Genomic DNA, 26,116 nt, shown 5'->3' with positions numbered 1-26,116 from the left:
GCAAAGCGGGTCGAGCATGGCTCGACTCTACAGGCGATGCATGTCTGGCGCGGAGGCCGCCCGGCTCAGAAATCCATCGTCGCCGACACCAGCACCGTCCTCGGAGCACCCAGCGCCAGACTCGACAGCAACGGCATGCCCCAGTACGCCTTGTTGGTCACGTTGTTCACGCTGGCCCGCAGCGCAAGCGGTCGACCCGCCACGGTGGTGCTGTAGCGCGCCCCCACATCGAACAACGTGCGTCCCGGCACAGACAGGCTATTGTCAGCACTGATGTATTGCTTCGACATCGTCGTGGCATTGCCGGTCAGGGTGAGGCCCTGCAAGGTCGGCACATCCCATTCCACACCCAGCTTGGCCTGCCGTTGCGCTACGGCAGTGGCGATTCGCCCCTCATTCACACCGCCGGCCGTGCGGGTCAGCTTCGGCTGTACATAGGCCACGCCACCGAGCAGGCGCACACCATCCAGCGGCGCACCGAAGAAGCCCCATTCCACGCCGCGATTACGTTGCTCGCCGCCAAACGAGAAGATATTCGTGACCGGGTCGGTGTAGCTGCTCGGTCGCTTGATCTCGTACAGGCTGAAGGTGTGCGCGAAGCTGCCCAGGTCCAGCTTCAGGCCCAGCTCCTTCTGCTTGGTGCGGAACGGTGCGAACACTTCGCCTGCGTTGGCTGCGGTCATCGGCGCGGTGACGCCCTGACTGAGGCCTTCGATGTAGTTGGTGTAGAGGGAGATCGTGTCGGTGGCTTTCACCAGCAGGGCCGCTGCCGGCGTGGTGGCGCTCTCGACGTAGCGCGAGATGCGTGCACCCGTGGACACGTCGAAGGTCTCGCTGACCACCTCCTGGCGGCGCACGCCCAGCGTCAGCTGCACGCGGTCATCGGCGAAGGCGAGGGTGTCGGCGAAACCGAGGCTGTCCAGCTTCAGCTCGGTATGCGAGATGTGCGGTGCCACGAACGGCGCGGCCGGGCCCCACACCGGGTTGTACAGGTTGGTGGTCCAGTCCCAGCCCGGCACGCTGCGGCGGCCGTAGTCGTTCTGGGTGTGCTGGTAATGGGTCACGTCGGCAGCCCACTGGTGGCCGACAGCGCCGGTACGGAAGCTGCCACGCAGGCCAGCATCTGCGGATTGCTTCTTGATATCGAAGGCGAGCTGGCCGATCACCGTGCTGAAGTCGCCGGCTGGATTGAGGATCTGCGCGCTGATCGAACCGTTGTAGCGGTAGTCGGTCTTACTGGTGCCATACGCGAGGTAGGTCGTCAGGCTATCGTTGATGTCCAGCTCGCCGCGCAGCATCGCGCCCTTGTCCTGGCTGTCCACGTAGGCCCAGTCCGGGTTGATCAGCGTATCGCCACGCGGCGGGCGCGGAATGGCGACGCCCGGTGCCAGGCCGACGCCACGTGCAGGACCGTCAACACGGTCATCGGCGCTGTACAGATCGGCCGACAGCCGCGCACGTTCGCCGCGCCAGTCCAGCGCCAGTGCGCCGAGCTGTACCTTCTTGCGCTGCTTGCCGACCGCGCCATCGCCATCACGGTAGGCACCGTTGAAGCGGATGCCGAACTGCTTGTCGGCGCCCAGGCGACGGCCCATATCCACATGGGTGCCGAACTGCGCATCGGAGGCAAAGTTGGCGCTGACGCGCAGCAGCGGTTGATCGCCGGCACGCTTGGGGACCAGATTGACGCTGCCACCAACCGAACCGCCCGGCGGCATGCCGTTGAGCAGCGCGGAGGGGCCCTTCAGCACCTCGATGCGCTCGAACATTTCCGGCGAGGTGCGGTAGTACGGCGCCATGCCGCTCAGGCCATTGAAGGTGGTGTCGCTGGTGTTGGAGGCGAATCCGCGGATCGCGTAGTTCTCGCTCCACGAACCGGTGACGCCGTTGCTGAACACCGTAGGGTCGGTGGCGGCGATGACGTCGGTCAGGTCCTTGGCCTGGCGGTCGCGGATGAAGGACTCGGTGTAGCTGACCGTACTGAACGGCGTGTCCATGAAGTCCTTGTCGCCAAGCAGGCCGACGCGGCTGCCGGCAGCCACTTGCCCGCCCGCGTAGTCCGCAGTGACCCGGCGCTGTTCCTGCACCTGCACCGAGGGCAGGGTGGACGGTGCGGTGTCGGCCAGCGCGGCGAACGAGGCAAGCAGCCCCAGCGTGAGGGCTGACACCCGGTAGCGCAGGGGCATGCCCGGCGGATGCATCTGACCGGAGAAGGGGGCGGCAGCAGGATGCTGCGGAGAAGAGAAGTCGTACACGTTCATGCCAGATTCCTGTGAATCGCAGGCGCGAGCGCGCCTGGCGCGCTGCCGACGGCAAGCACGGGAAGAAGGCGCAGCGCAGGGTTGTTGGCTGGGTGGGGACCTGGCGGGAGGTGAGCCATGGGCTCGACTACGGGCAGCGTGCTGGACGCATTCCGAATTAGTTGAGTAAATTAAACTAAATCAATCGAAGCGGACAAGGGGGTCCCTTTACTGGCACCCTCAGCAGGGTATGAGCACGCACCCAGATCCAACGGCGCCGACCCGTGGCCGCCCACCGACCATCACCCCGGAGCGCCTGGCCGACATCGGCATCCGCCTGGGCCTGCCCAACCTGACCATGGCCAACGTGGCCGCCGAACTGGCGGTGACCCAGGCGGCGCTGTACAAGCGCGTGGCCAACCTGGAGGCATTGAAGCGCCTGGTGGCGGAGACGGTGTTCCAGCGCTGGCAGATTCCGCTTGCGTCGGTCGATGCACCGGGTGGGCTGGAGGCCTACCTGATGGGGTTCGTGGAGTCACTGTGCGAGGTGGTGAAGGCGCATCCCGGGTTGCCCCCATACCTCCTGCGGCGCACGGTGGCGACCGCGTCGATGCTGGAAAAGATCGCCTCGCACCAGGCGCACGTGGCTGATGTGTTCGGCCTGCCGGTGGACAAGGCGCGCTGGCTGCTGGCCACGATCGCCTTCTACTGCATCGCCGGCGCCGACACCATCTACGCGATTGCGGACGATGAAGAAGGGCAGGTGATCACCGAGTTCAAGCAGGGCATGCGGGCGTTGGTGATCGGCTCGTTGCAGCTAGTGGAGGCGGACGGCGCCCTGCAGGGTCGAGCCATGATCGACGGATCTTCCCGATGAATGCAGTCGAGCATGGCTCGACTCTACAATGCGGCCATGCCTGCCACGCCTACTCTCGATGATCTTCGCCGCCACGCGGTGGCGCGCACCCTGTTCAAGCCGACCACGCTGCTGACCGCGATACGACGGCTGGGCTTCGTGCAGGCCGACCCGATCCGTGCACCGGCACGCGCGCAGGACCTGACCCTTCGGCACCGGGTAAAGGACTACCGCGCGGGCGATCTTGAGCGGCGCTACACGCGTCTGCCGGTGGAAGAGGACTGCCTGGTGAACTACGGCTTCCTGCCGCGTGAACATCTGGCGCTGATGCACCCACGGGTTTCCAAGCGCGAGTGGGATGCCGAGACCCATCGCCGCGCCGCCGACGTGCTGGCCTTCGTGCGCGAGCGCGGCAGCGTGCACCCGCGTGAGGTCGACCAGGCGTTCGCGCATGGGCGGGTGACCAACTACTGGGGAGGCACCAGCAATGCCAGCACGCATCTACTGGACGGCATGCACTACCGTGGTCTGCTGCGGGTGCAGCGACGCGACAGCGGTACGCGCATCTACGCGGTGGCTGAGCATGCCGAGCCCGATTCCAGCGAACAGGCGCAGATCGAACGTGCTGCCGCCCTGATCGATCTGGTGGTGCGCAAGTACGCGCCGCTGCCCTCGGCGAGCCTGACCTATCTGGTGCGCCTGCTGGGCTATGGCGCACCGCACCTGTCCGAGCAGACCCGTCAGGCGTTGGCGTTGGCCAGGCAACAACTGGCCAGCTGCACGCTGGAGGGCACTACCTGGTACTGGCCGGCGGACGAGAACCCGCGCTCGCGCCGCCATGCGCCGGACGACCAGGTGCGCCTGCTGGCGCCGTTCGACCCCGTGGTGTGGGACCGCCGCCGCTTCGAGCTGCTGTGGGGCTGGGTGTACAAATTCGAGGCGTATACGCCTGCACCGAAGCGCCAGTACGGCTACTACGCGCTGCCAGTGTTGTGGCATGAGCAGGTGGTGGGCTGGGCCAACCTGAGCGTGCGCGAGGGTGAGTTGATGTCGAACGTGGGCTATGCCGGGAAGTCGCTGGCCCGCGACAAGGTATTTCGTGGCGCGCTCGAAGACGAGCTTCAGCGCATGGCGGATTTCCTGTAGCGCCGAGCCATGCTCGGCTGTTGTTTGCGCGGGCCCAGGTGCCGAAGCAACGCGCGTGGCGTCGTGATACCTGGCGCCCACCAAGATGGGCCGCTACCAGCGCAACGTTAGTGGCCGACGTTGGTTGGCGTTGCAATGTCAACGACGCGCATGCACCGGCCAGCGGATCTCGAACGCGCTGCCGCCGCGTTCGGTTGGACGGCACTGCGCTGTTCCGTGATGAGCCACTGCAATCGCCCGTACCACGGCCAAGCCGAGACCTGAGCCACCGCTCTGCCGTGAGCGCGACACATCGGTGCGCTGGAAGGCTTCGAAAATGCTGTCGCGCAGGTCGTCTGGCACGCCGGGGCCACCATCTTCAACGGTCACGGTGCAATGGCCTTCAGCCAGCGACACGTGTACTTGCAGCGGGCAGGGAATGGCATGTCGGCGTGCGTTTTCCAGCAGTGCCAGCACCGCCTGGCGGATGCGTGCCGGATCGCAGTCGGCAAGCGAGGGCCGTGCGTCCAACGTCACCGAGAAACCACTCTCGGTCAGCGCCTCGGACATCGCCTCCACCACCGCCGCGACCTGCACGCTGACGTCGCTGCGTTGCAGGCGCAGATCGAGGTGGCCACTCTCGGCCAGGCTGACCACGCGCAGGTCCTCGATGATGCGGGTCAGGCCCTCCAGCTGGGTGAGCATGCTGTTGAACTGCTCGGGGCCGGGCTCGAACACGCCCTCGGCGATACCCTGCAGGCGGCCACGCAGGATGGTCATCGGCGTGCGCAGCTCGTGTGCGATGGCCGCGTTCCAGAACACGCGGTTCTCAGACATCCGGCTCAATCGCTCGGCCATGGAGTTGAAGTCGCTGACCAGCGTGGCGGCCTCTGTCATCGAGGTGTCTCCGCCGCGCGCACGCGCCTCCAGGTCACCGCTGGCCACGCGACGCAGGCTTGCGGCCACCGAGTTCAGCGGGGTGATGATGCGCCGGGTCAGGCGCGAAGCGATCAACGTGGCCAGCGCCACCACCACGGTGGCGGTCAACCCGATCCACAGCCATTCCAGTCCGGACGGCATGATGGTTTCCGGCTCGTCGTACCACCGCGGATAGAACACCTCCATCAGGTAGTAGAACAGGTAGAAACCGCTGATCGACAGCACCGTTGAGCACAACGAGGCGACGGTGATGGACAGCGTGATCTGACGACCGATGCTCTTGCCCTTGGGATTCATCATTCAGTCCAGGAAGCGGTAGCCAACGCCACGGATGGTGGCAGGAATGCCAATGACACCTACCTCTTCCAGCTTGCGACGCAGCTTGCTGACATGGCTGTCCACGGTGCGTTCCTGCGCATCGCCCTCAGGCAGGCAGGTCTGCAACAGGTCCAGCCGGCTGTGCACCTGACGCGGTGCACGGGCCATATGCACCAGCAGGCGAAACTCGGTAAGCGTGAAGTTCAACGCGTGCACATGATCCCCGGTGCGCACGGCGACCTCGTGGCTGCGCAGGTCGATCTCGAATGGTCCCAGGCGGATCACCCCGTCCGGCTCCTCGGCGACAGGCTTCGCGCTTCGGCGCAGCACCGCCTGTATACGGGCGACGATCTCGGCCGGATTGAAGGGCTTGGCCACATAGTCATCGGCACCGACGCGCAGTCCGGTCAGCTTGTCCACGTCCTGGTCGAGCGCGGTGAGCATGATCACCGGCGTGTTGCCGCGCCGGCGCAGCTCGCTCAGCACCTGCCAGCCATCGAGTTTGGGCATCTGCACATCCAGCAGCACCAGGTCCGGGCGCAGTTGGCGGTGGCTGGCCAGGGCGGCCTCGCCATCGGCGGCGCGGGCGCTGCGCAACCCGGAGCGGGCCAGGTAGGCGCCGAGAATGTCTGCGATCTCACCCTCATCTTCGGCAATCAATACCAGAGGTGGTTGTCGGGTGCGGAGATCGTGTTTCATGGGGTGCTGCGGATTCGGAAAGAGAGTGGGCAGATGCGTCGGCAGGGGCAGCGTCATCGCCGGCGCTCCATGGCCTGTGCTTCCTCATTGGCGGCCCACGCCAGCGTTGCCAGCACCAGGGTGCGATGCAATGACGGTTGCATCGGGTCCTTGCTGAGCAGCTGCTGTACAGCGAGTGCGGATAAGGCGGCGGGCAGCTTGATCCAGCGCGCCGCCATCGTGGTTGCATCCACCCGCGCCTGCAGGCGCATTGCCATGTGCAGGACGGTGCGCAGACGGAGGGCCGCCAGGGCGATGACCAGTACGGCGGCAGCGGTGATCAGCAGATGCAGCGCAGTACCGCTTGCCGGGTGGGTCGCCCACCATGCCGCCAGGCCGATCAGGGCCAACGCAGCGGGCGACCCGAGGTGGTTCAATCGGCCGGGGCCATCGCTGTGGAACCACACCAGTGCGGCGGCGCCGAAGCCTGCCAGCAGGGACGGCAGCGCGTGCTGGCTGGCCAGCGTGCAGACGCCGGTTGAGGCCAGCACCAGCACGAGCAGCCACGGCGAAGGCGCGCAGCAGGCCAGATAGGCGCGACGCACGTCGATCGAGGGCATATCTGGATAGGGTCGGGTCACGGCGCGCAGGCAGTCGACAAGGGCGCCGAGGCTAGCCTCCATTGATGGAGACTCGGTCGAGATTGTGTCGAGATTGCGTGGACGCGGGGAGCGCGATTCAGCCGGCGGTGGCGCGCCTGAACGGCGGCCACGTCTCCATGCAATCTCCACAGTGGCTCCAAGAAACGTCCACTCCGGGCTCGCAGACTGCGGCCTCAGCGGTCGCACTGGGTGGCCGCCCGAAGCCGGGCGTTTCAATGAACAACCGCAGGACCTGGATCATTGCCGCGGCCGTAGCTGCCGTTGCAGGCACCGCCGGCTGGTGGGCATTCACAGTCGGCGATGATGCCGCGCTGATCACTGCGCCGGCAAGGGTTGCGGACCTGGAGAAGACCGTACAGGCGGTGGGCCGGGTCAACCCGAAAGAGTTGGTGGCGGTGGGCGCGCAGGTGTCCGGCCAGGTCAAGCGCCTGCATGTGGTGCTGGGCCAGCGTGTGCACGCTGGCGATCTGATTGCCGAAGTGGATTCGCAGCCGCAGCGCATCGCCTTGCGCAGCGCCGAAGCGGCTGCCAATGCGCTGCGTGCCCAGCATGCGGCCAGCCAGGCGCGCTACGCCCAGGCCATCCGCGTGCATGAGCGCCAGTCGCAGCTGGTGGCGTCGCGGCTGGTCTCGCAGGAAGGTTTCGAGTCCGCGCGGGTGGCGCGGGAAGCGGCGCGCTCTGACGTCGCAGCGCTCCAGGCCCAGATCGACCAGGCGGTGACCCAGGTGGAAACGGCGCGGATCAACCTGGGCTACACCCGCATCGTATCGCCTTCCGACGGCTACATCGTGGCTATCGTCACCAAGGCCGGGCAGACGCTGAACTCTATGCAGACCACGCCGACCATCGTAGTGCTGGCACAGATGGACACGATGACCGTACGCGCCGAGATCGCGGAGGCCGACGTGGAGTTGATCGCGCCTGGCCAACCCCTGTGGTTCTCCACGCTGGGACCGGGCGGGCGCCGCTACGAATCGCATCTGCAGCAGCTTGAACCCGCGCCGTCGTCGATTGCCGACGTGGCCACCGGCAACACCGGTGGATCGGCGCAGACGCCGAAGGCGGTGTACTACGCCGGGCTGTTTGACGTACCCAATCCGGGCCTGAAACTGAAGCCGTCGATGACGGTGAAGGTGACGATCCAGCTGGCGCGCGCCGCCAACGCGCTGCAGGTGCCGTTGACGGCAGTGTCCGAGAGCGATGACAGGGCGGGCAACCGCGCGACCGTGCAGGTGATCGATGCCAAGGGCCGTGCCCGCGAGCGCGCGGTGACGACCGGCCTGCGCACCGCTACTGCGGTGCAGATCCTGTCCGGCCTCAAGGCAGGCGAGAACGTGGTGGTCGGGCAGGCGCCCAGTGGCGCGGAAGCCGAGCCCACCAGCCTGCTGGGGATGTGAGCATGGCCGACGCGCTGCTTGAACTGCATGGCGTATCGCGCGCCTATCGCTCGGCCGCCGGCGAGGTGGCGGTGTTGAAAGACGTGTCGCTGCGCATCCTGGCGGGCGAGTTCATCGCCATCATCGGCCCGTCCGGTTCGGGCAAATCCACGCTGATGAACATCCTGGGCTGCCTGGACCGTCCAACCGAAGGCAGCTACCGCGTGCAGGGCGCACCAACCGAGCAGATGTCACCCGATGAACTGGCGCACCTGCGTCGCGAGCATTTCGGTTTCATCTTCCAGCGCTACAACCTGATGGAAAACCTGAGCGCTACCGAGAACGTGGCGCTGCCGGCGGTCTATGCCGGCGTGGATGCCGATGCGCGCACCACCCGTGCGCGCATGCTGCTGGAAACGCTGGGGCTGGGTGAGCGCACCACGAACCGGCCCAGTCAGCTGTCCGGCGGCCAGCAGCAGCGCGTCTCCATCGCGCGCTCGCTGATGAACGGCGGCGCGATCGTGCTGGCCGATGAGCCGACCGGTGCGCTGGACCATGCCAGTGGCCAGCAGGTGATGGCCGAACTCAAGCGCCTGCATGCGCAGGGCCATACCGTGATCCTGGTGACCCACGATGCGGCGATTGCCGCGCACGCTTCACGCGTGATCGAGATCGCAGACGGCCGGGTCGTATCCGACCGTGGTACGGGTGATCCCGCGGTTGCACGCCAAGCCGTCGCGCCCGAGCGCTGCACGGAACCGGGCGCCGAGCGCCGCGCGCGCCTGGATGCAATCAGGGAAGCTGCACGGATGGCGGTACGTTCGATGCTGGCCCATCGCCTGCGCACCTTGCTGACCATGCTGGGCATCATCATCGGCGTGGCCGCGGTGGTGACCGTGGTGGCGTTGGGCAAGGGCGCACAGGCGCAGGTCGAGTCACAGATCAACGAACTGGGCGCCAGTACGCTGGAGATCTTCCCGGGTACGGATTTCGGCGACCCGCGCTCGGCCGAGATTGAAACGCTGGTCGTGGACGATGCCGATCACCTGGCCGCATTGAGTTATGTCGACAGCGTAAGCCCCAACCTGAGCAGCTCGGTGGCCGCTCTGCAGGGCAACCGGCGCGCCAACACACAGGTCCTTGGCGTGGGTGCTGATCTACCTCGCGTGCGCGGGCTGCGCCTGAAGGCGGGCCGGTTCTTCACCGATGCCGAGGTGGCTGCGCATCGCGCGGTGGCCGTGCTCGACCAGAAGGCGGCCAAGACGTTGTTCAACGGCAATCCGATCGGCGGCACGGTGCTGCTGGGCGGCATGCCGGTGGACGTGATCGGTGTGGTGGGTGCCAGTGCATTCGCAGGCGGCGCGACGCCCAGCGTCTACGTGCCTTACACCTCGGCGGCCTCGCGCCTGCTTGGCAGCCAGCGGCTGGAGAGCATTACCGTGCGTGTGCGCGATGACGTTCCGACCCGTGCAGCGGAGGTCTCGCTGGGTGCGGAACTGCAGCGGCTGCATGGGCGTCGGGATTTTTTCATCTACAACTCGGACCAGATCCGCAAAGCGGTGATGAAGTCCAGCCAGACGCTGGCGGCACTGGTTTCGGCGATTGCGGCGGTGGCGCTGGTGGTCGGTGGCGTGGGCGTGATGAACATCATGCTGGTGTCGGTGAAAGAGCGCGTGCGCGAGATCGGCGTGCGGCTGGCGGTGGGTGCCCGGCAGGGCGACATCCTGCGTCAGTTCCTGATCGAGGCTGTATTGATCTGCCTGTTCGGCGGCGTGCTGGGCGTGTTGTTCGCGTTGGGTGCGGGCGCCCTGTCCAGCCTGCTGTCGCTGGGGGTGCCGTTCCTGTTCACGCCTGGACCGGTACTTGCCGCGCTGGCATGCTCGTCTGCCATCGGTCTCGGCTTCGGTTACTTCCCGGCGCGCAATGCCGCACAACTGGACCCTATCCAGGCATTGGCGGCGGAGTAGTGTCGACCGCCGTGGTACCTGTAGAGCCGAGCCCGCGCTTGGCTGCTCTCGGTGCAGACCGCAAGGCACCCTGCGCTGTGTGCAGCGAGCCGAGCTTGGGCTCGGCTCTACAGCGACTCAGCGCACCTTGCCTTTGATCGGCATGCTTCCTGGCAGTCGCGGATAGCCGCTGTCACCCCAGTGCCGGGTAATGCGCTGGAAGAACAACGAGTTAGGCACGCGCAGCAGGCAACCGCGCCCGCCTTCGCCACGATCACTCAGCGTGGTGTAGATCAGGTTGATGTCCACCACCTGACCGCACAGGCCCGGCTTGTCCACGCTTTCCAGCACTTCGATCGTGTCATTGATGCGGAACGGGCGTGTGGCGACGATCAGGAACGAACAGAACAGGTTGGACAACACGCTCCATGCGGCGAAGAACGCCACCGCACCGACCGCCATGAACCCGGTCAGCGCGGTCCACAGCACCGAGCGCGACACGCCCAGTCGCTCCAGTATCAGCAGCGCGGCCGCCAGATACAGCAGCAGGGCACCGCCGCGGCGCAGACCCACATGAAGCTCTGGAGCCAGCCTGCCGCGTTGCCGGGCCTGCACCAGCAGCCACGCCAGCGCACGCACCATCATCCATGCGACGCCGAGAATGGCCAGCACCTCCGCCACCGGCACAACCACGGTCAGCCAGTCCTCGATCCAGGCAGGCAATCCGGTCATGGAGGCTACAGCGTCGCCGCGCCGCCAGAAATGGTCAGCAGTGCACCAGAGGTATAACTGGCACTGTCCGAAGCCAGCATCACATAGGCCGATGCCAGTTCGGCTGGCTGCCCGGGGCGGCCGAACGGCGTCTGCGAGCCGAACTGCTCGACCTCCTCGGCGGCCATGCCTGCCGGAATGAACGGCGTCCAGATCGGGCCGGGCAGCACCGCATTGACGCGGATCTGGTGCTCGGCCAGCAGGCCCGCCAGCCCCAGTGTCAGGTTGGCCACGGCGCCCTTGGTCGCGGAGTACGGAAGGATGTTCGGAGTCGGTCGCTTGGAATTGACCGATGCGGTGTTGATGATCGTGCCGCCACCGCGCAAGTGCGGAACGCACAACCGGGTCAGATTGAACACCGCATGGACATTGGTATCGAACGTCCGCTTCCAGTCATCCAGGGTGATGTCGTCGAAGTGCTCGTAGTAGCGCTGGTAGGCCGCGTTGTTCACCAGGATGTCGAGACCGTCCAGCTCGCTGGCCACGCGGTCCACGAGCGAGCGCGCCTGTGCCGGGTCGCTGATGTCACAGGGCACTAGCACGGCCTTGCGCCCGGCCTGTTCGATCTGCTGCTGCACATGGCGGGCATCGTCCTGTTCACCATCGAGGAACGCGATGGCAACGTCGGCGCCTTCGCGCGCAAAGGCGATGGCCACGGCTGCGCCGATGCCGCTGTCACCGCCGGTGATCAGTGCCTTCTTGCCCTGCAGCAGGCCATGGCCGCGGTAGCTGTCTTCGCCGTGGTCCGGACGCGGTTGCATCTGCGTGGTCTTGCCGGGGAAGGATTGCTGTTGGGCGGGGAAGGGCGGGCGTGGGTAGTCGGGCAGGGCCATCGTCACTCTCCGTAAGGAAACCGGCGCCAGTCTCCCTCCATGCGGGTAAACGGCCAGAGGGCGCGGTGTCGTTGCAGCGTGGACGCCTGCGCTGGGGACTTCACAACGGATGGGCGATCGTGGTCATGATGCTGTTGGCCAGTTGCCGTGAATCCAGCCGCGTATGCTGGACGATGATCGGCTGGTCGGATTCAACGAGGGTGGCAAAGCCGGTGCCGCGCGGCACGGGCGCCGGATCCTGCAGGTCGTTGAAGCGCAGGTGACAGGTGCGTCGCGCCGCCACGGTGACCCGGTAGGGGCCCACCGGATCACGGTCTTCGAAGTAGAGGGTGAGCGTGACATGCGCAGGCTCGTCGCCGGCATTGAGTAGGCAGCAGGTTTCGTGACTCTGCATCTCCGGTGACGGGCCGTTGCTCCAGGCTGGAATGTAGCCTTCGGCGATAGCCCAGCGTCGATGCCCGATGCAGGAAGCGTTCGTTTCCATGACGCCGTTTTAGCTGGAGGGGTGTTGCCATCGTGTCCAGTCCCCGCACGGAATCCGTGATGACCATCGGCTACCACGCATCGCATGAGCAGTTCCCGCCAGCCACCTTGCTGGGCCTGGCGCTGCGCGCCGAACAGGCGGGATTCGACGCCGTGATGTGCTCGGACCATTTCCACCCATGGACAACTGCGCAAGGGCAGTCCGGCCACAGCTGGGTGTGGGCCGGTGCGCTGGCGGTGCAGAGCGCGTTGACCCTGGGCATGGTGACCTGCCCGATGCTGCGCCAGCACCCTGCATTGGTGGCGCAGGCAGCGGCGACGCTGGAGCAGTTGGCGCCGGGCCGGATCTGGCTGGCGCTGGGTACCGGCGAGGCCCTGAACGAGCGCATCACCGGCCAGCCGTGGCCAGCCAAGCGGGAGCGGCAGAAGGCACTGCGCGATGCGGCCGGGGTGATGCGGCGGCTGTGGGGTGGCGAGCAGGTCGACCACGACGGTGGCTTCCAGGTGCGCAAGGCACGCCTGTACAGCCGACCGGCGCTTCCCCTGCCGCTGCTGGGTGCAGCAGTCACGGAGGAGACCGCACGTTGGATGGGGGGCTGGGCCGATGGCCTGATCACCATCAGCCAACCGCTGGCACAGTTACAGCGTGTGGTGGCAGCGTTCGAGGCGGGCGGCGGCAGGGGCAAGCCGATGTACCTGCAGGCCAAGCTCTCCTACGCGCGCGCCGAACAGGCGGCGCTGGAAGGTGCGATGGAGCAGTGGAGCGCCAACGTGCTGCCGCCGGAACTGGCCGAAGGCCTGGACCAGCCCGAACAGTTCGAAACACACGCCCGGTCTGTCAGCGCTGAGGTGGTGCGCCAGCACGTGCATGTCTCGGCAGACCTGGGCCAGCATCGGGCTTGGCTGCAGGAACTGCAGGGACTGGGGTTCGATCGCATCTACCTGCACAACGTGAACCGCGAGCAGGAACGCTTCATCGATGATTTCGCCGAACACCTACTGCCTGCGCTGCGCACTCAGGCACCCTCGGCAGCCAGCCACGTATAGCCATGGCCCTGCAGGTAACAGCGGCGATCCTGCAGCTTGGCGCCGTGGCCCACCAACGTGTTCAACGGACCGCGCAGGGGCACGTCCACCTCAACCGGCTCGTCGCCGAAGTTGATCAGTGCCAGTGCCTGATGGGGTGCCTCACCGTAGCGGAGCATCAGCAGCGCAGGTGAGGGTGGGTCGAGCGTGTGAGGACCCTGCTGCAGCACGGGATGTGCAGTGCGCTGCTGCAGCAGCTCGCGCACCCGCAGCAGCAGTGAATCCGGCGTCGCGCGTTGCGCCTCGACATTCACCATCCGGTAACCATAGGGGCCGTCTGCCGGTGGCGCGCGCCAGGCATGCCGCGGTTGGTCGGTGAACCCAGCCCCTGGGCCGGCATGCCAGTGCATCGGCATGCGCACGGCATTGCGTTCGGGCAGCTCCAGGCAATCACCGAGGCCGATCTCTTCGCCATAGCGGATCACCGGCACCTGGCCCAGCGACAGCAGCGCCGCCCAGGCCATGGCCTGCCATGCGATGTCGCCCTCCAGCATCGGTGCCAGCCGGCGGCGGATGCCACGGCCATAGATGCGCATGCCACGCTCAGGGGCGAAGCGTTCCATCACCGCTTCGCGCTCCTCCGGTTCCAACTGCTCAAGGTCCAGTTCGTCATTGTTGCGCAGCCAGGCAATGCGTGTGTCCGGCTGCGCGTGCGGGCCGTACTCGGCCATGACCCGGGCCACTTCGCTGGCATCGCCGCGTGCCAGTGCCAGGAAGAAATGATTGTTGAGGTGGAAATCCAGCAGGTGCGAAAGCCGCCGCCCGTGGCACAGGAAGTCACCGTAGTGGGACGCGCGGACATCCGCTTCGCCGATCAGTGGCAAGCCTGGCTGCTGCGCGTCTGCCGTGGCGCGCATCGCCTCCAGCAGCCACAGCCCGCCGTCACGCGGGTCGGCGCGGCGGGCGCGCTCGACCATGTACGGAACGGCGTCCACGCGGAAGCCGGCCACGCCGCGCTGCAGCCAGAACGTCATTACCCGCAGCAGTTCCTCGCGTACCGGCGCATGGGCCAGGTCGAGGTCTGGCTCGTGCCGGTAGAACATGTGCCGGTTGAACGCGCCGGCCTCGGCATCCCATGTCCAGGCCGAGGCCTCGATCGGCGGGAACATCGGCTGCAGGCCGTCGTCAGGCATGTGGTCGCTCCACAGGTACCAGCGACGCCATGCCGGGTCGCCCTGCTGCGCGGCGACGAACCACGGGTGCGCGCTGGCGGTGTGCTGCATCACCAGTTCGACGATGATGCCGATGCCGCACGCGTCGGCCGCATCGACCAGGCGCTGGAAGGCGGTCTCGTCGCCCAAGCGTGGATCGATGCGGTAGTGATCGGTGACGTCGTAGCCGCCATCACGGCCGGCGTTGCAGTAGAACGGCAGCAGCCACACATGGCTGATGCCGAGCCACTGCAGGTAGTCCAGCTTTTCGGTGATGCCATCCAGGGTGCCCCAGCCGCGGCCTTGGCTGTCGCGGAACAGATACGGGTCGACCTGGTAGATCGCGCGCAGCGGACGCACGGCCATGGGGCTTCTCCGGCACATTTTACGGGTGACCAGCCTGCTGTGCGTCATGGCAGCGGTTCGTGAACCGAATGGCACCGCATCATGACGTGGTATCCACGGCCCGTGCATGTCCGGGCGCGCAGAGTGAATGCTCGTCCCGCTGCGCCGAGGAGCCATTATCCATGCCCCGCCGCAAAACGCTTCGTATTGCGACGTTCAACGTCAACGGCATCGGCACGCGCCTGCCACAGCTGCTGGACTGGCTGCACAGGGAGTCGCCGGACGTGGTTGCCCTGCAGGAACTGAAGGCGACCGACGCCGCGTTTCCGGCTGCGGCATTGGAAGAGGCTGGCTACGGCGCGCTCTGGCAGGGTGAGGCGCGGTGGAACGGGGTGGCTCTGCTTGCCCGAGGGACTACACCGGTCGAGAGCCGCCGCCGATTGCCGGGCGAGCCCAAGGACACCCAGAGCCGCTACCTGGAGGCGGCAGTGCACGGCGTCATCGTGGGTGCCCTTTACCTGCCCAACGGCAACCCGCAGCCTGGGCCCAAGTTCGACTACAAGCTGCGCTGGATGGAGCGCCTGACCCGGCATGCACGCAGCTTGGTTGAGCTGCCGCACCCGGCGCTGCTGCTGGGTGATTTCAACGTGATTCCCACAGATGCCGATGTCTATGATCCCAAGTCGTGGCGCCGCGATGCGCTGTTCCAGCCAGAGGTGCGCGAAGCCTTTGAACGACTGCTGGCGCAGGGCTGGACCGATGCGGTGCGGAAGGTGCACGGAGACGCCACGATCTATACCTTCTGGGACTATTTCCGCCAGCATGCCGAGCGCGACCGTGGGCTGCGCATCGATCATCTGCTGTTGAATCCGGTACTGGCGGAGCGACTGAAGGACGCCGGTGTCGACCGCTGGGTACGTCTGCAGGAAAAGGCCAGCGACCACGCGCCGGTCTGGGTGACCGTCAGAGCGTGATCAGCGTGCGGCCGGGTCTTCGCGTCGCTCGCGGCGCACCCGTGCGCGGGTGCGGTACAGGCGGCTGTCCGCTTTCTGGATGGTGTCGGCCACCGGCTCGCCGGGCGTGTTGATGGCCGCACCCATCGAGAACGCGCAGGGCGCGCGCGCGGCGTGGTCCTGGTACCAATGCTCCAGCTGGCTCAACCGGCCATGCGCGGGCGCGACCAGCACCACCATGAACTCGTCACCCCCCAGCCGTACCACAGTCTCGTCCTTGCCCAGGGGTGAACGCAGGAAGGTGGCGAACTCGACCAGGACAGCGTCGCCACGGCGGTGGCCCTGGGTGTCGTTGATGTGCTTGAAATGGTCCAGATCGAACATCACGCAGGCCCAGCGCTCGCCAATCAGTTCATCCAGCCGATGCAGGTAACGCCGGTTGTAGCACTGCGTGAGTGGGTCTTTGAAGGACATGTCGCGCAGCTGCTGTTCCTGCATCCGCAACGCGGTGACGTCCTGGGCATGTCCCAGCACATAGGGCGGAGTGGCCTCGTTGTCGAGCACGTTGTGGTATGCCCAGTAGTGACGCGTACCATCGGCGGCAATCAGCTCGATCACGCCAGCGTCGGTGTGGTTGGCCTGGATCCGGGCGAGGTAGGCCTTGAAACCCTCGCGTTTTTCCGGCGGCATCAAGTCACACAGACTGCGCCCGATCATCTGGCTTTCCTCGAAGCCCAGCGACTGCACCGCCGCCGGATTCACCGAGGTCAATGTGCCGTCCAGCGTATGTGTGCAGATCAGGCCGAGGCTGTAGTGGAACAGGCGGCGGTAGCGCGTCTCGCTGGCTTCCAGCGCATCCAGCGCGGCGCGCTCTTCGGTGATGTCCTGGATCGCCCCGACCAGCCGCGGGCGGCCATCGACCTGCTGCCGGCTGCCGACCACCCGGGTCCAGATCGCGCGCCCGTCGGCCGTGGTCATCGGTAGCTGAACTTCCCAGGATATCCCCTCGTCGATGCAACGCTGTACCGCCGCCTGGATGATGTTGCGGCTGTCCTCGCGATAGAACGAGAGTGCGGTCTCCAACGTGGGCTCGAAGTTGCTGCGCACGCCGTGCAGTTGCTTGGTTTCGCGGGTCCAGCGCACTTCGTTGGTGAGCAGGTCCATCTCCCAGCCGCCCACCCGCGCCGCGCGGTTTGTGCGCTCCAGAAAGTCTTCACTGCGTTTCAACTCGCGATGCAGTGCTTTGGCCTGGGCAACCTGCGCCATCAGGGTGCTGCGCTGTTCCAGCACCTGGGTGGTGACCCGTGCCAGGTGAACCATCAGTTCGCGCTGCGAGGGCGACAGCACACCGGGCATCGGGTCGAGCAGGCACAGCGTGCCAATGCGTGCACCATGGGCCGAACCCAGAGGGATACCGGCGTAGTGGCGGATGCGCGGCCCACCGGTGACCAGTGGATTGGTGGAAAATCGTGGGTCCTGACGCGCGTCGGGTATCTCGAACAGCTCGTCCTGGCGTATGGCATGAGTGCAGAATGAAATCTCGCGCGCCGTTTCGCTGACGCCCTCCAGGCCGATGTTGGCCTTGAACCATTGGCGGTCTTCGGCCACCACGGTAATCAGCCCCATGGTCAGGCCGGTCGCGGCGCGGGCCGCCGCGACGATGGCATCGAACACCGGCTCCGGGGGCGTATCCAGCAGATGCAGTCGTTCGATTTCGAGCAGTCGTTCGGCTTCGTCCATGGCGCTTTTCAGGGCTGGGTGGCGAGGGCGGTTGCGGCGGCTGTCTGGCGCTACGCTAGTGCGCGCGCCGTTATGTATCGCCACGGCGGGGTGATGCCGATGTGAGGTGGGCGCGCCGGCTCAGTGTTGTTGGAGCGATGCCTGCAAGGCGGCGGCCAGCGCAGCGTCTCCGGATACCAGGTCCTGCCAGCGTAGGATGATGCCCTTGCGTCGCCCCTTCTCAACCAGCTTGAGGCCTTCAGGGTCCACGGTGAGGGTATAGGGCAGGCCATCAATGTCCAGTTCGCGGCGCAGTGGTTTGTCGAGCGGGGTCATCATCGTTTCCTCGCGGGGGCGGAAGCGCGACGTGGCTGGATCGATACGTGACGGTGATCACGGATGTGCCACCGCCAGGGGAAATCAACAGCGCGGCTGATGCCGATGCGGGGCCCGACCACTGGATCCTCCGGGGGCTGCACGCCATCGCTGGCGATGACAATGCCGTGGCTGCCAGTCACCAGGTCGGCACCGTCGAAACTGCGGTCCAGCCCGAATGCCTGCGAGAGCTTGCCGGGGCCGCTGGCCAGATCGTGGTCCCGGCGCGCGGCGGGGCGCAGTTCGTGCATTCGCTCAAGGCCCGCCAGCGGCTCGACGGCCCGCAGCAGCACCGCCACCCCTTCACCGACCTCTCCGCAGACCACGTTGCTGCCCCAGTGCATGCCGTAGGTGAAGTAGACATACAGGTGCCCGGCCTCACCGAACATGCTGGCCGTGCGCGGCGTCTGCCCGCGATAGGAATGCGCCGCCGGATCGACGCTGCCCGCGTACGCTTCGACTTCAACGATGCGACCCGTTCGGCCATCGTCACGGACCAGAAGTTTGTTGAGCAGCTCGGGCGCAACCTCGACGGGCGGGCGCCGGTAGAAGCTGCGCGGGAGGATCTGAAGAGCGGCGGGCAACCAATCCGGCACGGTAGAGGCAGGCTCGGGCAAATGTTGGTGGCACTGTGGCATTGGGCTGGTGAAACGGGCGCAGACGCAGTGTCATTCCGGCGCGGGCGGTGCAGCCAGCGCGGCGCGCCGGGCGGCATAGACCTCGGGTGTCTGCGGTTTGATGAACAGTGCCACCAGTTCCGGATACTCGCGCTTCACCGCCGTTTCGATGCGGGTGATGCACGCCTCGATCTGGGGCGTCTTCCGGTCATCCTCGAACTCGGCGCTGAGCATGGCTACGACCTGTTCCGGTCCCATCTGCATGGTGGTCACGCCGTTCGCGCGGCGAAGGTCCGGATCAGTTTCCGCCACCGCCATGATCCGCTGGGCCACCGCCGGGTGGGCCGGCTCTCCAACCAGCAGGCCCTTGGTTTCACGGGCCAGGAGGAAGGCGGTTGCGGCCAGCACGCCGGCGATGCACAGCGACGCCACACCATCAAGCACCGGCATATCCAGCGCCTGCGCAGCCACCAGGCCGATCAACGCGAAGCCCAGCCCGAGCAACGCAGCGCTGTCTTCCAGCAGTACGGTGAAGGTGGAAGGATCCTTGCTGCGGCGGAAGGCTTCGAAGTAGCCAAGCTTGCCTTTGGTACGCCGGAACTCGCGCAGCGCCACCCACCAGGAGGCACCCTCGAACAGGATGGAGATGCCCAGCACGCTGTAGCTCAGTGCATGGTTGGTGGCCGGTTCCGGCCGGCGGATATGCTGGATGCCCTCGTAGGCCGAAACACCGGCGCCGGCGGCGAACACCAGCAGGGCGACGATGAAGCTCCAGAAGTACAGCTCGCGGCCGTAGCCGAATGGATGCAGGGAATCCGGCGCCTTGCCGGCACGGCGCAGCCCGTACAGCAGCAGGAGTTCATTCAATGTGTCGACCAGCGAATGCACACCCTCACTGAGCATGGCCGAGCTGCCGGAGATGCCGGCAGCGATGAACTTGGCGATGGCAATGGCCAGGTTGCCCGCGAGGGCGGCATAGATGACCAGACGGGAACCGGTGGGAGCGGACATGTCGGCGGCGGGGCGAGGCGGACGCCTGATCTTCCCGATCAGCGCGTGCCCATTGCGTGCACGGCGCGATCAGCGCCCTTTGGGATTGAGGTACAAACGCGCCCCATCCGATTCACGGTAGCCCGTCCAGCGCCCACCGCCTGACGCGCGGAAGCGCCCGAACACGGTGTTGCTGGTATCGGTGAGCAGCAGCTGGTTGCCCGACAATACCCAACGGTTGGCCGAGAAGAAGCCGTCCGGGCAGCCGGCGGGCACGTAGGCACTGTAGCCGCCGAACCACTCCATGTTCTTCAGCTCGATGGTGCAGGTATTGCCGTTCTCCTGGCCCAGCGTCCAGCTGCCGAACAGATCGCTGTCGCGCACATCGCGGCCGCCACGGTGGCGGTCATGGCTCCAGTCGTCGTTGTCGTCGTGGAAACCGAAGCCCACGTCGATCTCTTTGTTTTCGGTGCGTGATTCGGACTGCGAGCTGCCGCTGGTGGTGGTCTGGGTGGTCACCGCGCTACTGCTCTGGGTCTGGGTGCTGCTGGATTGCGTGGTCTGGTCGGTGCGGGTGGTCTGTTCGCCGAAGCCGAACGAGGCGTCCTGGGCCAGGGCAGGCAGGGCCAGGAAGCACAGCGCCGACAGGCAGCTACGGGCAAGCAGGGCAGCCATCGCAGGATCCTCGGAAGGGGGGATCGCGCGAGTATCGAACCGGTGGGGTGGGAGACGGTGTGAGGGTGCGCCCTGAGGCAGGCCAGTGAAGAGCTGACGGGTAGTGCCGGCCGCTGGCCGGCATTTCTTCGGTCTCTGGGCGTCAAAGGAGAGCCGGCCAGCGCCCGGCACCGCCCGCAGCCAGGCATGGCCTTGCTCTATTCTTCGGGCTTCACCCTTACCACCCGTTTCCGGTACTCATACACGTTGTCACCGCGGATGCGCTTCTCCTCGGTGCCGGTAACCCGGCCCACCTGCTGGTCCGAGCCGGTGACCGGCTTGGCCTCGATCGCGGTCTCGTGCTCGAAGGAATGCGATTTGTCGGTGTTGCGGTAATAGCGGTACAGCGCCCAGTACAGCGCGGTTGCGCCGGCTGGTCCTGCCGCCAACAGCCAGAGGCCACTGTCGTCGCTCATGTCGATGCCACCAGGAAGGCAATTGCGAGGGCTTCAATGACGGTGCCGGTGGCCAGTGCCGCCAGCAGCATCTTCCATTGCTGCACGGGCACACTGCCCATGGTTTCGCCGGTTCGGCCGTTCACCGCGATGTAGTGCAGCATGCCGCCGTTCTTGCCGGGCTGGTGGTACGAATACAACCACACCGGCAGGTACATCGACACCCAGCGGGTGCCGTGCACTTCCAGCTGTTCCTGCTCCCAGCGCACGCCGCGGTTGTAGCGCTTCACCGAGCCTTCCACCTGTGCACGGGCAATGGACAGCAGCTGGTCTTCCAGCCGTGGCCGCAGCTTTTCGACATCCAGGTTGCGCTTCTCCGAAGTGAAGCCGGCGAGGTACGAGGCGTTCCACTTCACGGCGTTCTTGGTATCGAACGGCAGGATGGTGTTGATGATGTTGTTCGTATTGGCGCGGGTATCGAGATTGCCGCGCTCGGCCGAGGATTCCAGGGGCAGGTCATCGACGGTGAAGTCGACCTGGCGTTCGACCTGGTAGACGTCTGCGTCATACAGGGTGCGCTTGTTCTTCTCGCTGCCCACCGTGTACTCACGCGTCTTGATCTCGCCCTTGCCGGCCACGGCCGCGCTGACATTGCTGTCGACGATCATGTAGGGCAGGAACACGCCCACCACGTTTTCCGGGGTGAACTGGTCCTTGAACGCCTTCAGCGCGAACATGCGGCGCTTGTCGACGAACTGGCGGATGCGCGCGACCGCATCGTCCTTCTTGATGTGGAAGGGCAGCACCGCATCGGGCACCGCGCCGTTGGCGATCTGCTCGTTGACGCCGAACACATGGCGGCACCAGTGGCAGCGCGCCGTCATCGTACTCTCGGTATTGACCGTGACTTCGGCGCCGCACCCGGTGCATTTGAACGTCATCAGTGCCGAGGTGTCGGCATCGATGTCACGCGCACCAGAGGCAATGACCGTACCGCGCAGCTGGTCGATGGCGTCGCCCAGTCCGAATTCCTCCTCGACCCGCGCACCGTGCCATTCGTGACGGCAGTACAGGCAGACGAGGATGTCGGTACCGGCCTTGGGCCGGATGTCGGTGGCGCCGCACTTCGGACAGCGGTTGAGGCCGTCCTTCAGCTCGCTGGCCGACGTATCGATGGCCACAGGATCGGGCGCTTCCACTTCATCGCGGATGGCCTGTGGCAGCTTCGAGGTGTCCAGCGGGAAGCTGCCGGGCAGGGGAGGGACGTCCTGCGGCGAACCGGGCCCATCCAACGACGCCGCCGGCAAGGGCGGCGGCGTCGCGGGCGCGGATCCGGGCAGCGGCGCTGGGCCGTTTCGGGGATCGGACATGTTGGGTGTGCGTCCTGCTGTTACAGGCCCAGTGCCTTGGCCTTGAGCGCGTCGTAATCGCTCTGGGTGATCAGGCCCAGATCGAGCATTTCCTTGGCCTTCTTCAGCTTGGCGACCGGATCGTCGGCAGCCGGGGTGGCCGGCTGCTGCATGCCGCCAACACCGAACATGCCCGAGGCCATGCCGACACCGACCAGACCCGCCGCACCGCCGTTCTCGCCGGCCGACTGGATGCCCTGGGCGACGCTGGCCTGCAGGTTGGAATTGCCGCGCGAACCGGACAGCGCGTCGGCGCGCTGCACGGTCTTCAGCAGTTCGCGGGTGTTGGCGTCGTACTCGATCGAAACGATGGCGGTCTTGACAATGGCCAGGCCGCGGTCGGACTTCCACTGGTAAGCCTGCTCGACGGCGGCCGACAGGCTCTGCGCGAAGCCCAGCGAGTCCTGCTGCAGCTTGGTGATGCGGTTGCCCTTGCCCGGATCGTTGGTATACAGGCTGAAGGCCGGGGCCAGCGAGCCGACCACTTCATTGAACAGCTGGCTGGCGGCGGCGTTGTCCAGATCCGTGAAGTCGAACACCTGGCCCGGCCGCAGATAGCTGGCCGGCACGAAGTTCTTCACGAACAGGATCGGGTCGACGATCTTCAGCGTGTACGAGCCGCGGGTGACCGCGCCGACCTGGGTATTGAGGAAACCATCGTCCCAGTAGATTTCCGACTGGGTGCCGAAGCGGTTGTCCGGCAGTTCCTTCAGCGAGACGAAATACGCGGCCTGCTGCGAGCCCGGCTGGCCGCCGAACTTGAAGCGTTCCCAGCTCTGCTTGATGAAGGTGCTGACCAGGCCGTCGCCGGCGAAGATCGACTGCGAGTTCAGATCGTCCGAACGCCATTCATAGCCACCCGGTTCGGCGACGAACGCAGTGATCGCGCCGTCCTGGAACAGCAGCAGGCCGTAGCCTTCCGGCACGATGATCTTCGAGCCGTTGGTGATGATGTTGGACGAGCCGCTGGTGTTGGAGCCGCGGCCGGCGTTGGTGCCCTGCGGCACCGCCGCGAAGAGGGCGGCCGTCGACGGCAGGCCCGCCGGCACGGTGTAGAAGTCCTTCCACTGGTCGGCCAGCACACCGCCTACCGCACCCTTCACCGCCTGTACCAGACCCATGACCAACTCCCTGTGATTCGAGGGCAGGCACCATGCCTGCCGAGCTGGACTGAATATAGCAGCGGGCAGGGACTGCTGTGGTGCCGGAAGATGAATCCGCGCCGTGCCCATGCCCATGCCCTGCGCAGCGCAGCGCCGGGCCGGGCCCGGCGCTGTCGCTACAACATGTACGGGATCTTGAAGGCGAGAGTGAAGTCCGGCGCGTCCGGGGTCAGCCCGATGCCCAGCAGCGTCACCAGCGTGGTGTGCTGGTTCAACGCGTAGGTCACGCCCAGGTTCAGTGACGCCGCATTGGCGTCACTGCCGATCACCTTCATCCATTTGCCGCCCTGGAAGCGGGTGGAGGCGCGGGCGCTGATGCGGTCACTGAAGGACAGGCTCAGGCTGGTCCGCTCGTTGAACGCAAAGGCCACGCCTGCGCCGAAGTACACCGAGCCGCCCAGCTTCACGTCGCCCGGATTGACCGTGTCGGGATTGCTGTCGATGTCGCTGAAGCCGCGCGGGATGGAGTGCACGTAACCGATGTTGGCAAACAGGATGGCCGGGTCGGCGGTCTTCACCATCGACAGGCCAAGGTTGGCCTGCCATACGCCATTGCCGGTGGGTTGCTCGCGTGGCACGGCGAAGCGGATGTAGTCATCGTCATCGCGCTCGATCACCTTCCAGTCCAGGCCGTAGGGTGCGCGCCCGGTGGGGGCGGTGACACCGGCCGTAAGCACGGTCTCCGGGCGCCAGCCGCGTTCGCCGAACAGCCGGTAGTTCGCGCTCAGGCCAATGTCGCCCAGGCCGTTGCCGTTGGTCTGCTCCTGCGCGATGGCGGCCGCTGCACCGCCGGCGCCGCCTTTCTGGTACACGGTGCGCCGCGCCAGATAAGGCACATCCAGATTGAGCGTCAGGTTCGGGCTGACGCCCCAGCGGGCCGCCACGTTGTAGGTCAGTGAGTCGGACTCCACGTTCTCGATGGCGATGTTGCCGAGGAAGATGGCGTCCAACGCGAGGAAGCCGTTGAGGGTGAGCTGCTTGCGGTCGTAACGGGCGTAGGTGAGGCTGTTCTCGATGGTGAAGCGACGGGAGAACAGGGCCGATTGCTGCTGCTTCACGTCGTCCACGCTGCGCCGCGACTCCTGCCTGGCCTGTTGTGCCTCGGCGGCGCTGCTGGCGTAACCTTCGCTGCCCGGCGACGTCTGTAGAGTCGAGCCATGCTCGACTGCCGTGCCCGTGCCGGTTGCCGCCGCCGTTGCCGGCCCAGTGGCGCCCGCACGCCCGCTCAACCGCGCCTGCATGGCCTGCACCTGCATGTCCAGCTCGCGCAACCGCCGCACTTCCTGCGCGTAGTTGGCCTTCAGCTGTTCCAGCTGGTTGGCCAGGGCCTGCACATCGGGGCCGTCGTCAGGCGTCGGCGGTGCAGCAAGGGCGGTGCCCGCCAGCGCCGCCAGCGCCAACGGGGTGATCCTCATCAAGGTGTGCATGTCCGTGTCCTGCGTTGTGGAACGCTTCCCCCAACGCCGTGCCGTGGTGCTACCGGCCCGGCCCCATGCCGCGGTTCATCGCAATCGCCTGGGCCACGTTCTGGCTCAACGGCAGGTTGCCGCCCGCGGTATCCCGCACCAGTTCCAGCCGCAGCTGGTTGCTGGCGATCTGGCCGTCACCGGCCAGGGCGATGCCCTGGCCGACGCTGCCGTTGCGTATCCATTGCTGGACCAGGCCCTGGCCATCCACCTGCAGCTGCAGGCGTGCCTGGTTGCCCTCCAGCACTGCGGAGGCCGAGACGCCTGCGCCCTGTGCACTGAGCGAATGGGCACCGTCACCTGACAGGGCCGGCACCGCGCCATTGCGTACCACCAGCGTGGTCGCATTGCGGGCGGCGTTGCCATCGCCGGCCACCTGCACGCTCTGCACCAGACCGCTGGCGTTGGCCAGGCCGCTGCTGTCGACGTGGCGACCCTGCGTGTCCGGCAGCGGCGCATCTGCGGCGGTCACGTGCACGCTGGGCTGGAAGCTCAGTTTCGGGCTGCCGCCACCGCGGAAGTCCATGCCCAAGGTCAACGCACCCTGCAGCACGCTTCCGTTGCTGGCCTGCCACTGCGAGACCATCGTCACCCCGAACCAGGCGACGGTATTGCCGCCCACGGTGTAGCGGCCACGCATCAGGTTCAGTTCGGGATCCGGAATCTCCTTCAGGCCGCGCCCGGGCGCGGCGTCCGCCGCCTGCAGGGGCAGGGTGGGGCAGGCCAGCAGCAGGACCATCAACAGACGGTGGCGGAACATGGCGGAACCTCCTTCAGAACAGGTCGGCGTGGCTGAAGCCGAAGTCGACCAGTTCGGCATCGGTGATCGGCCCCTGTCGCGCGTAGAGCGCGCGGGCACTGGGCCGTTCGCTGGGTTGCAGCAGGACCGTGTTGCGATCGAAATCACTGCCGATCACCACGAAGACCGCACGTGATGGCCAGGCCGCCAAGAATTCGGGCAGTGCCAGGCTGCGGTTGCCCAGGATCGGATCGGCCACCTCGACGACTCCCTGGCGGACCTGCTTGAGCACCACGAAGTGGCGGAAGCCGCGCACATCCATCAGCACCAGTCCTGGCACGCGCAGGGTGCGCAGTCGTGTCTCGTCGATGCGGTAGCCCCGGCCACGCATGCCCAGCGATTCCACGTAGCGCTTGATGTCGAGCAGGGAGAAGCCGCGCTCTGCCACCAGTGCTGGATCGGAGACCCCCATCATTCCTTCGATCACCGTCGCTTCGTCGGTCTGCAGGTGATAGGCATGGCGCAGGATGGTCGCCAGTGCGGCTGCCCCGCAGCTGTAATCGGTGTGCTGGCGCACCACGCTGCGGTAGCGCCGCTCCTGCATGCTCTCCACCTTCTGCTGCAGCAGCGCACCATTGGGCAGTACCCCACTGAAGCGCACGTCGCCCGCCCACGCGGAAACAGCGGCCAGCAGCAACAGGCAGGCGAGCAGGCACATCGAAAGACGGCAACGGATCATCACGTTCTCCGGCAGCAGGGGGAGCCCC

The 26,116-nt window shown here is 66.3% G+C and carries 25 protein-coding genes; 6 read left to right on the top strand and 19 right to left on the bottom strand.

What is annotated here, in order from left to right; translation table 11 throughout:
- Positions 1–65: 65 nt before the first annotated feature.
- The gene (locus tag HLA98_RS07585) at positions 66–2,261 is read right to left on the bottom strand and encodes a TonB-dependent receptor (RefSeq protein WP_057501545.1); all 2,196 of its coding nucleotides are present in this window, start codon (positions 2,259–2,261) and stop codon (positions 66–68) included.
- 229 nt (positions 2,262–2,490) lie between these two features.
- Between HLA98_RS07585 and HLA98_RS07580 the strand changes: the two genes are divergently transcribed.
- Positions 2,491–3,117, top strand: a complete 627-nt coding sequence (locus HLA98_RS07580; RefSeq protein ID WP_057501546.1) for a TetR/AcrR family transcriptional regulator — start codon at positions 2,491–2,493, stop codon at positions 3,115–3,117.
- 12 nt (positions 3,118–3,129) lie between these two features.
- Positions 3,130–4,242, top strand: coding sequence for a DNA glycosylase AlkZ-like family protein (locus tag HLA98_RS07575; protein ID WP_232015522.1), 1,113 nt, complete (start codon positions 3,130–3,132; stop codon positions 4,240–4,242).
- Between the two features lie 138 nt (positions 4,243–4,380).
- Here the strand turns inward: HLA98_RS07575 and HLA98_RS07570 are convergent, their stop codons facing one another.
- The 3 genes from HLA98_RS07570 to HLA98_RS07560 are packed head-to-tail and all read right to left on the bottom strand — an operon-like array spanning position 4,381 to position 6,776.
- Positions 4,381–5,457 carry an ATP-binding protein gene (locus tag HLA98_RS07570; RefSeq protein ID WP_057499441.1) on the bottom strand — a complete coding sequence of 359 codons (1,077 nt, stop codon included), beginning with the start codon at positions 5,455–5,457 and terminating at the stop codon, positions 4,381–4,383.
- A 3-nt stretch (positions 5,458–5,460) separates the two neighbouring features.
- Entirely contained in the window at positions 5,461–6,177 is a 717-nt protein-coding gene (locus HLA98_RS07565; RefSeq protein ID WP_057499440.1) for a response regulator, read from the bottom strand.
- A 53-nt stretch (positions 6,178–6,230) separates the two neighbouring features.
- Positions 6,231–6,776 (bottom strand): hypothetical protein, encoded by a 546-nt coding sequence (locus tag HLA98_RS07560; protein WP_232015523.1) that lies wholly within the window; start codon positions 6,774–6,776, stop codon positions 6,231–6,233.
- A gap of 257 nt (positions 6,777–7,033) precedes the next feature.
- On the opposite strand from HLA98_RS07560, the gene HLA98_RS07555 reads away from it, so the two are divergent.
- The gene (locus HLA98_RS07555; protein WP_057499438.1) at positions 7,034–8,215 is read left to right on the top strand and encodes an efflux RND transporter periplasmic adaptor subunit; all 1,182 of its coding nucleotides are present in this window, start codon (positions 7,034–7,036) and stop codon (positions 8,213–8,215) included.
- A 2-nt stretch (positions 8,216–8,217) separates the two neighbouring features.
- Positions 8,218–10,161 carry a MacB family efflux pump subunit gene (locus HLA98_RS07550; RefSeq protein WP_057499437.1) on the top strand — a complete coding sequence of 648 codons (1,944 nt, stop codon included), beginning with the start codon at positions 8,218–8,220 and terminating at the stop codon, positions 10,159–10,161.
- A gap of 117 nt (positions 10,162–10,278) precedes the next feature.
- Here the strand turns inward: HLA98_RS07550 and HLA98_RS07545 are convergent, their stop codons facing one another.
- The 3 genes from HLA98_RS07545 to HLA98_RS07535 all read right to left on the bottom strand — a co-directional run bounded on the left by HLA98_RS07545 (position 10,279) and on the right by HLA98_RS07535 (position 12,228).
- On the bottom strand, positions 10,279–10,872 hold the full coding sequence (locus HLA98_RS07545; protein WP_057499436.1) for a mechanosensitive ion channel domain-containing protein: 594 nt from the start codon (positions 10,870–10,872) through the stop codon (positions 10,279–10,281).
- Between the two features lie 5 nt (positions 10,873–10,877).
- Positions 10,878–11,744, bottom strand: coding sequence for a glucose 1-dehydrogenase (locus HLA98_RS07540; protein ID WP_057499435.1), 867 nt, complete (start codon positions 11,742–11,744; stop codon positions 10,878–10,880).
- 100 nt (positions 11,745–11,844) lie between these two features.
- Entirely contained in the window at positions 11,845–12,228 is a 384-nt protein-coding gene (locus tag HLA98_RS07535) for a sensory rhodopsin transducer (protein ID WP_057499434.1), read from the bottom strand.
- Between the two features lie 59 nt (positions 12,229–12,287).
- Here HLA98_RS07535 and HLA98_RS07530 point away from each other — a divergent pair, with 59 nt between their 5' ends.
- Positions 12,288–13,274: a TIGR03885 family FMN-dependent LLM class oxidoreductase gene (locus HLA98_RS07530; protein ID WP_057499433.1), complete on the top strand. Its 987-nt coding sequence runs from the start codon at positions 12,288–12,290 to the stop codon at positions 13,272–13,274.
- Here the strand turns inward: HLA98_RS07530 and HLA98_RS07525 are convergent.
- On the bottom strand, positions 13,244–14,830 hold the full coding sequence (locus HLA98_RS07525) for an alpha-amylase family glycosyl hydrolase (protein ID WP_057499432.1): 1,587 nt from the start codon (positions 14,828–14,830) through the stop codon (positions 13,244–13,246). The two genes, HLA98_RS07530 and HLA98_RS07525, sit on opposite strands and share 31 nt — an antisense overlap.
- A 161-nt stretch (positions 14,831–14,991) precedes the next feature.
- On the opposite strand from HLA98_RS07525, the gene xth reads away from it, so the two are divergent.
- On the top strand, positions 14,992–15,783 hold the full coding sequence (xth, locus tag HLA98_RS07520; RefSeq protein ID WP_057499431.1) for an exodeoxyribonuclease III: 792 nt from the start codon (positions 14,992–14,994) through the stop codon (positions 15,781–15,783).
- On the opposite strand, the gene HLA98_RS07515 is transcribed toward xth, so the two are convergent.
- The 11 genes from HLA98_RS07515 to HLA98_RS07465 all read right to left on the bottom strand — a co-directional run bounded on the left by HLA98_RS07515 (position 15,784) and on the right by HLA98_RS07465 (position 26,088).
- Entirely contained in the window at positions 15,784–17,502 is a 1,719-nt protein-coding gene (locus tag HLA98_RS07515; protein ID WP_057499430.1) for a sensor domain-containing diguanylate cyclase, read from the bottom strand. It abuts the gene before it with no gap.
- A gap of 120 nt (positions 17,503–17,622) precedes the next feature.
- Complete coding sequence (locus HLA98_RS07510) at positions 17,623–17,817, bottom strand: hypothetical protein (protein WP_057499429.1); 195 nt, start codon at positions 17,815–17,817, stop codon at positions 17,623–17,625.
- Complete coding sequence (locus tag HLA98_RS07505) at positions 17,817–18,452, bottom strand: DNA-3-methyladenine glycosylase (protein ID WP_057499428.1); 636 nt, start codon at positions 18,450–18,452, stop codon at positions 17,817–17,819. Before HLA98_RS07505 ends, HLA98_RS07510 begins: the two co-directional genes overlap by 1 nt.
- Before the next feature lie 72 nt (positions 18,453–18,524).
- A complete protein-coding gene (locus HLA98_RS07500) occupies positions 18,525–19,484 on the bottom strand; it encodes a cation diffusion facilitator family transporter (protein WP_057499427.1) in 960 nt (319 codons plus the stop codon).
- A gap of 69 nt (positions 19,485–19,553) precedes the next feature.
- On the bottom strand, positions 19,554–20,138 hold the full coding sequence (locus HLA98_RS07495; protein ID WP_057499426.1) for an AprI/Inh family metalloprotease inhibitor: 585 nt from the start codon (positions 20,136–20,138) through the stop codon (positions 19,554–19,556).
- Between the two features lie 197 nt (positions 20,139–20,335).
- Positions 20,336–20,593, bottom strand: coding sequence for a hypothetical protein (locus HLA98_RS07490; RefSeq protein ID WP_057499425.1), 258 nt, complete (start codon positions 20,591–20,593; stop codon positions 20,336–20,338).
- On the bottom strand, positions 20,590–21,942 hold the full coding sequence (locus tag HLA98_RS07485) for a hypothetical protein (RefSeq protein ID WP_057499424.1): 1,353 nt from the start codon (positions 21,940–21,942) through the stop codon (positions 20,590–20,592). Before HLA98_RS07485 ends, HLA98_RS07490 begins: the two co-directional genes overlap by 4 nt.
- Before the next feature lie 20 nt (positions 21,943–21,962).
- On the bottom strand, positions 21,963–23,102 hold the full coding sequence (locus HLA98_RS07480; RefSeq protein WP_057499423.1) for an SPFH domain-containing protein: 1,140 nt from the start codon (positions 23,100–23,102) through the stop codon (positions 21,963–21,965).
- Between the two features lie 158 nt (positions 23,103–23,260).
- A complete protein-coding gene (locus HLA98_RS07475; RefSeq protein WP_057499422.1) occupies positions 23,261–24,571 on the bottom strand; it encodes a transporter in 1,311 nt (436 codons plus the stop codon).
- A gap of 49 nt (positions 24,572–24,620) precedes the next feature.
- A complete protein-coding gene (locus HLA98_RS07470) occupies positions 24,621–25,370 on the bottom strand; it encodes a hypothetical protein (protein WP_057499421.1) in 750 nt (249 codons plus the stop codon).
- A 13-nt stretch (positions 25,371–25,383) separates the two neighbouring features.
- Complete coding sequence (locus HLA98_RS07465) at positions 25,384–26,088, bottom strand: C39 family peptidase (protein WP_057499420.1); 705 nt, start codon at positions 26,086–26,088, stop codon at positions 25,384–25,386.
- Positions 26,089–26,116 lie beyond the last annotated feature (28 nt).

Origin of the sequence: Stenotrophomonas africana (assembly GCF_013004645.1) — a bacterium.
Lineage (GTDB): Bacteria > Pseudomonadota > Gammaproteobacteria > Xanthomonadales > Xanthomonadaceae > Stenotrophomonas > Stenotrophomonas africana.
Note: the sequence above shows the minus strand (reverse complement) of the source record. Positions and strands in the feature narration are given on the sequence as shown.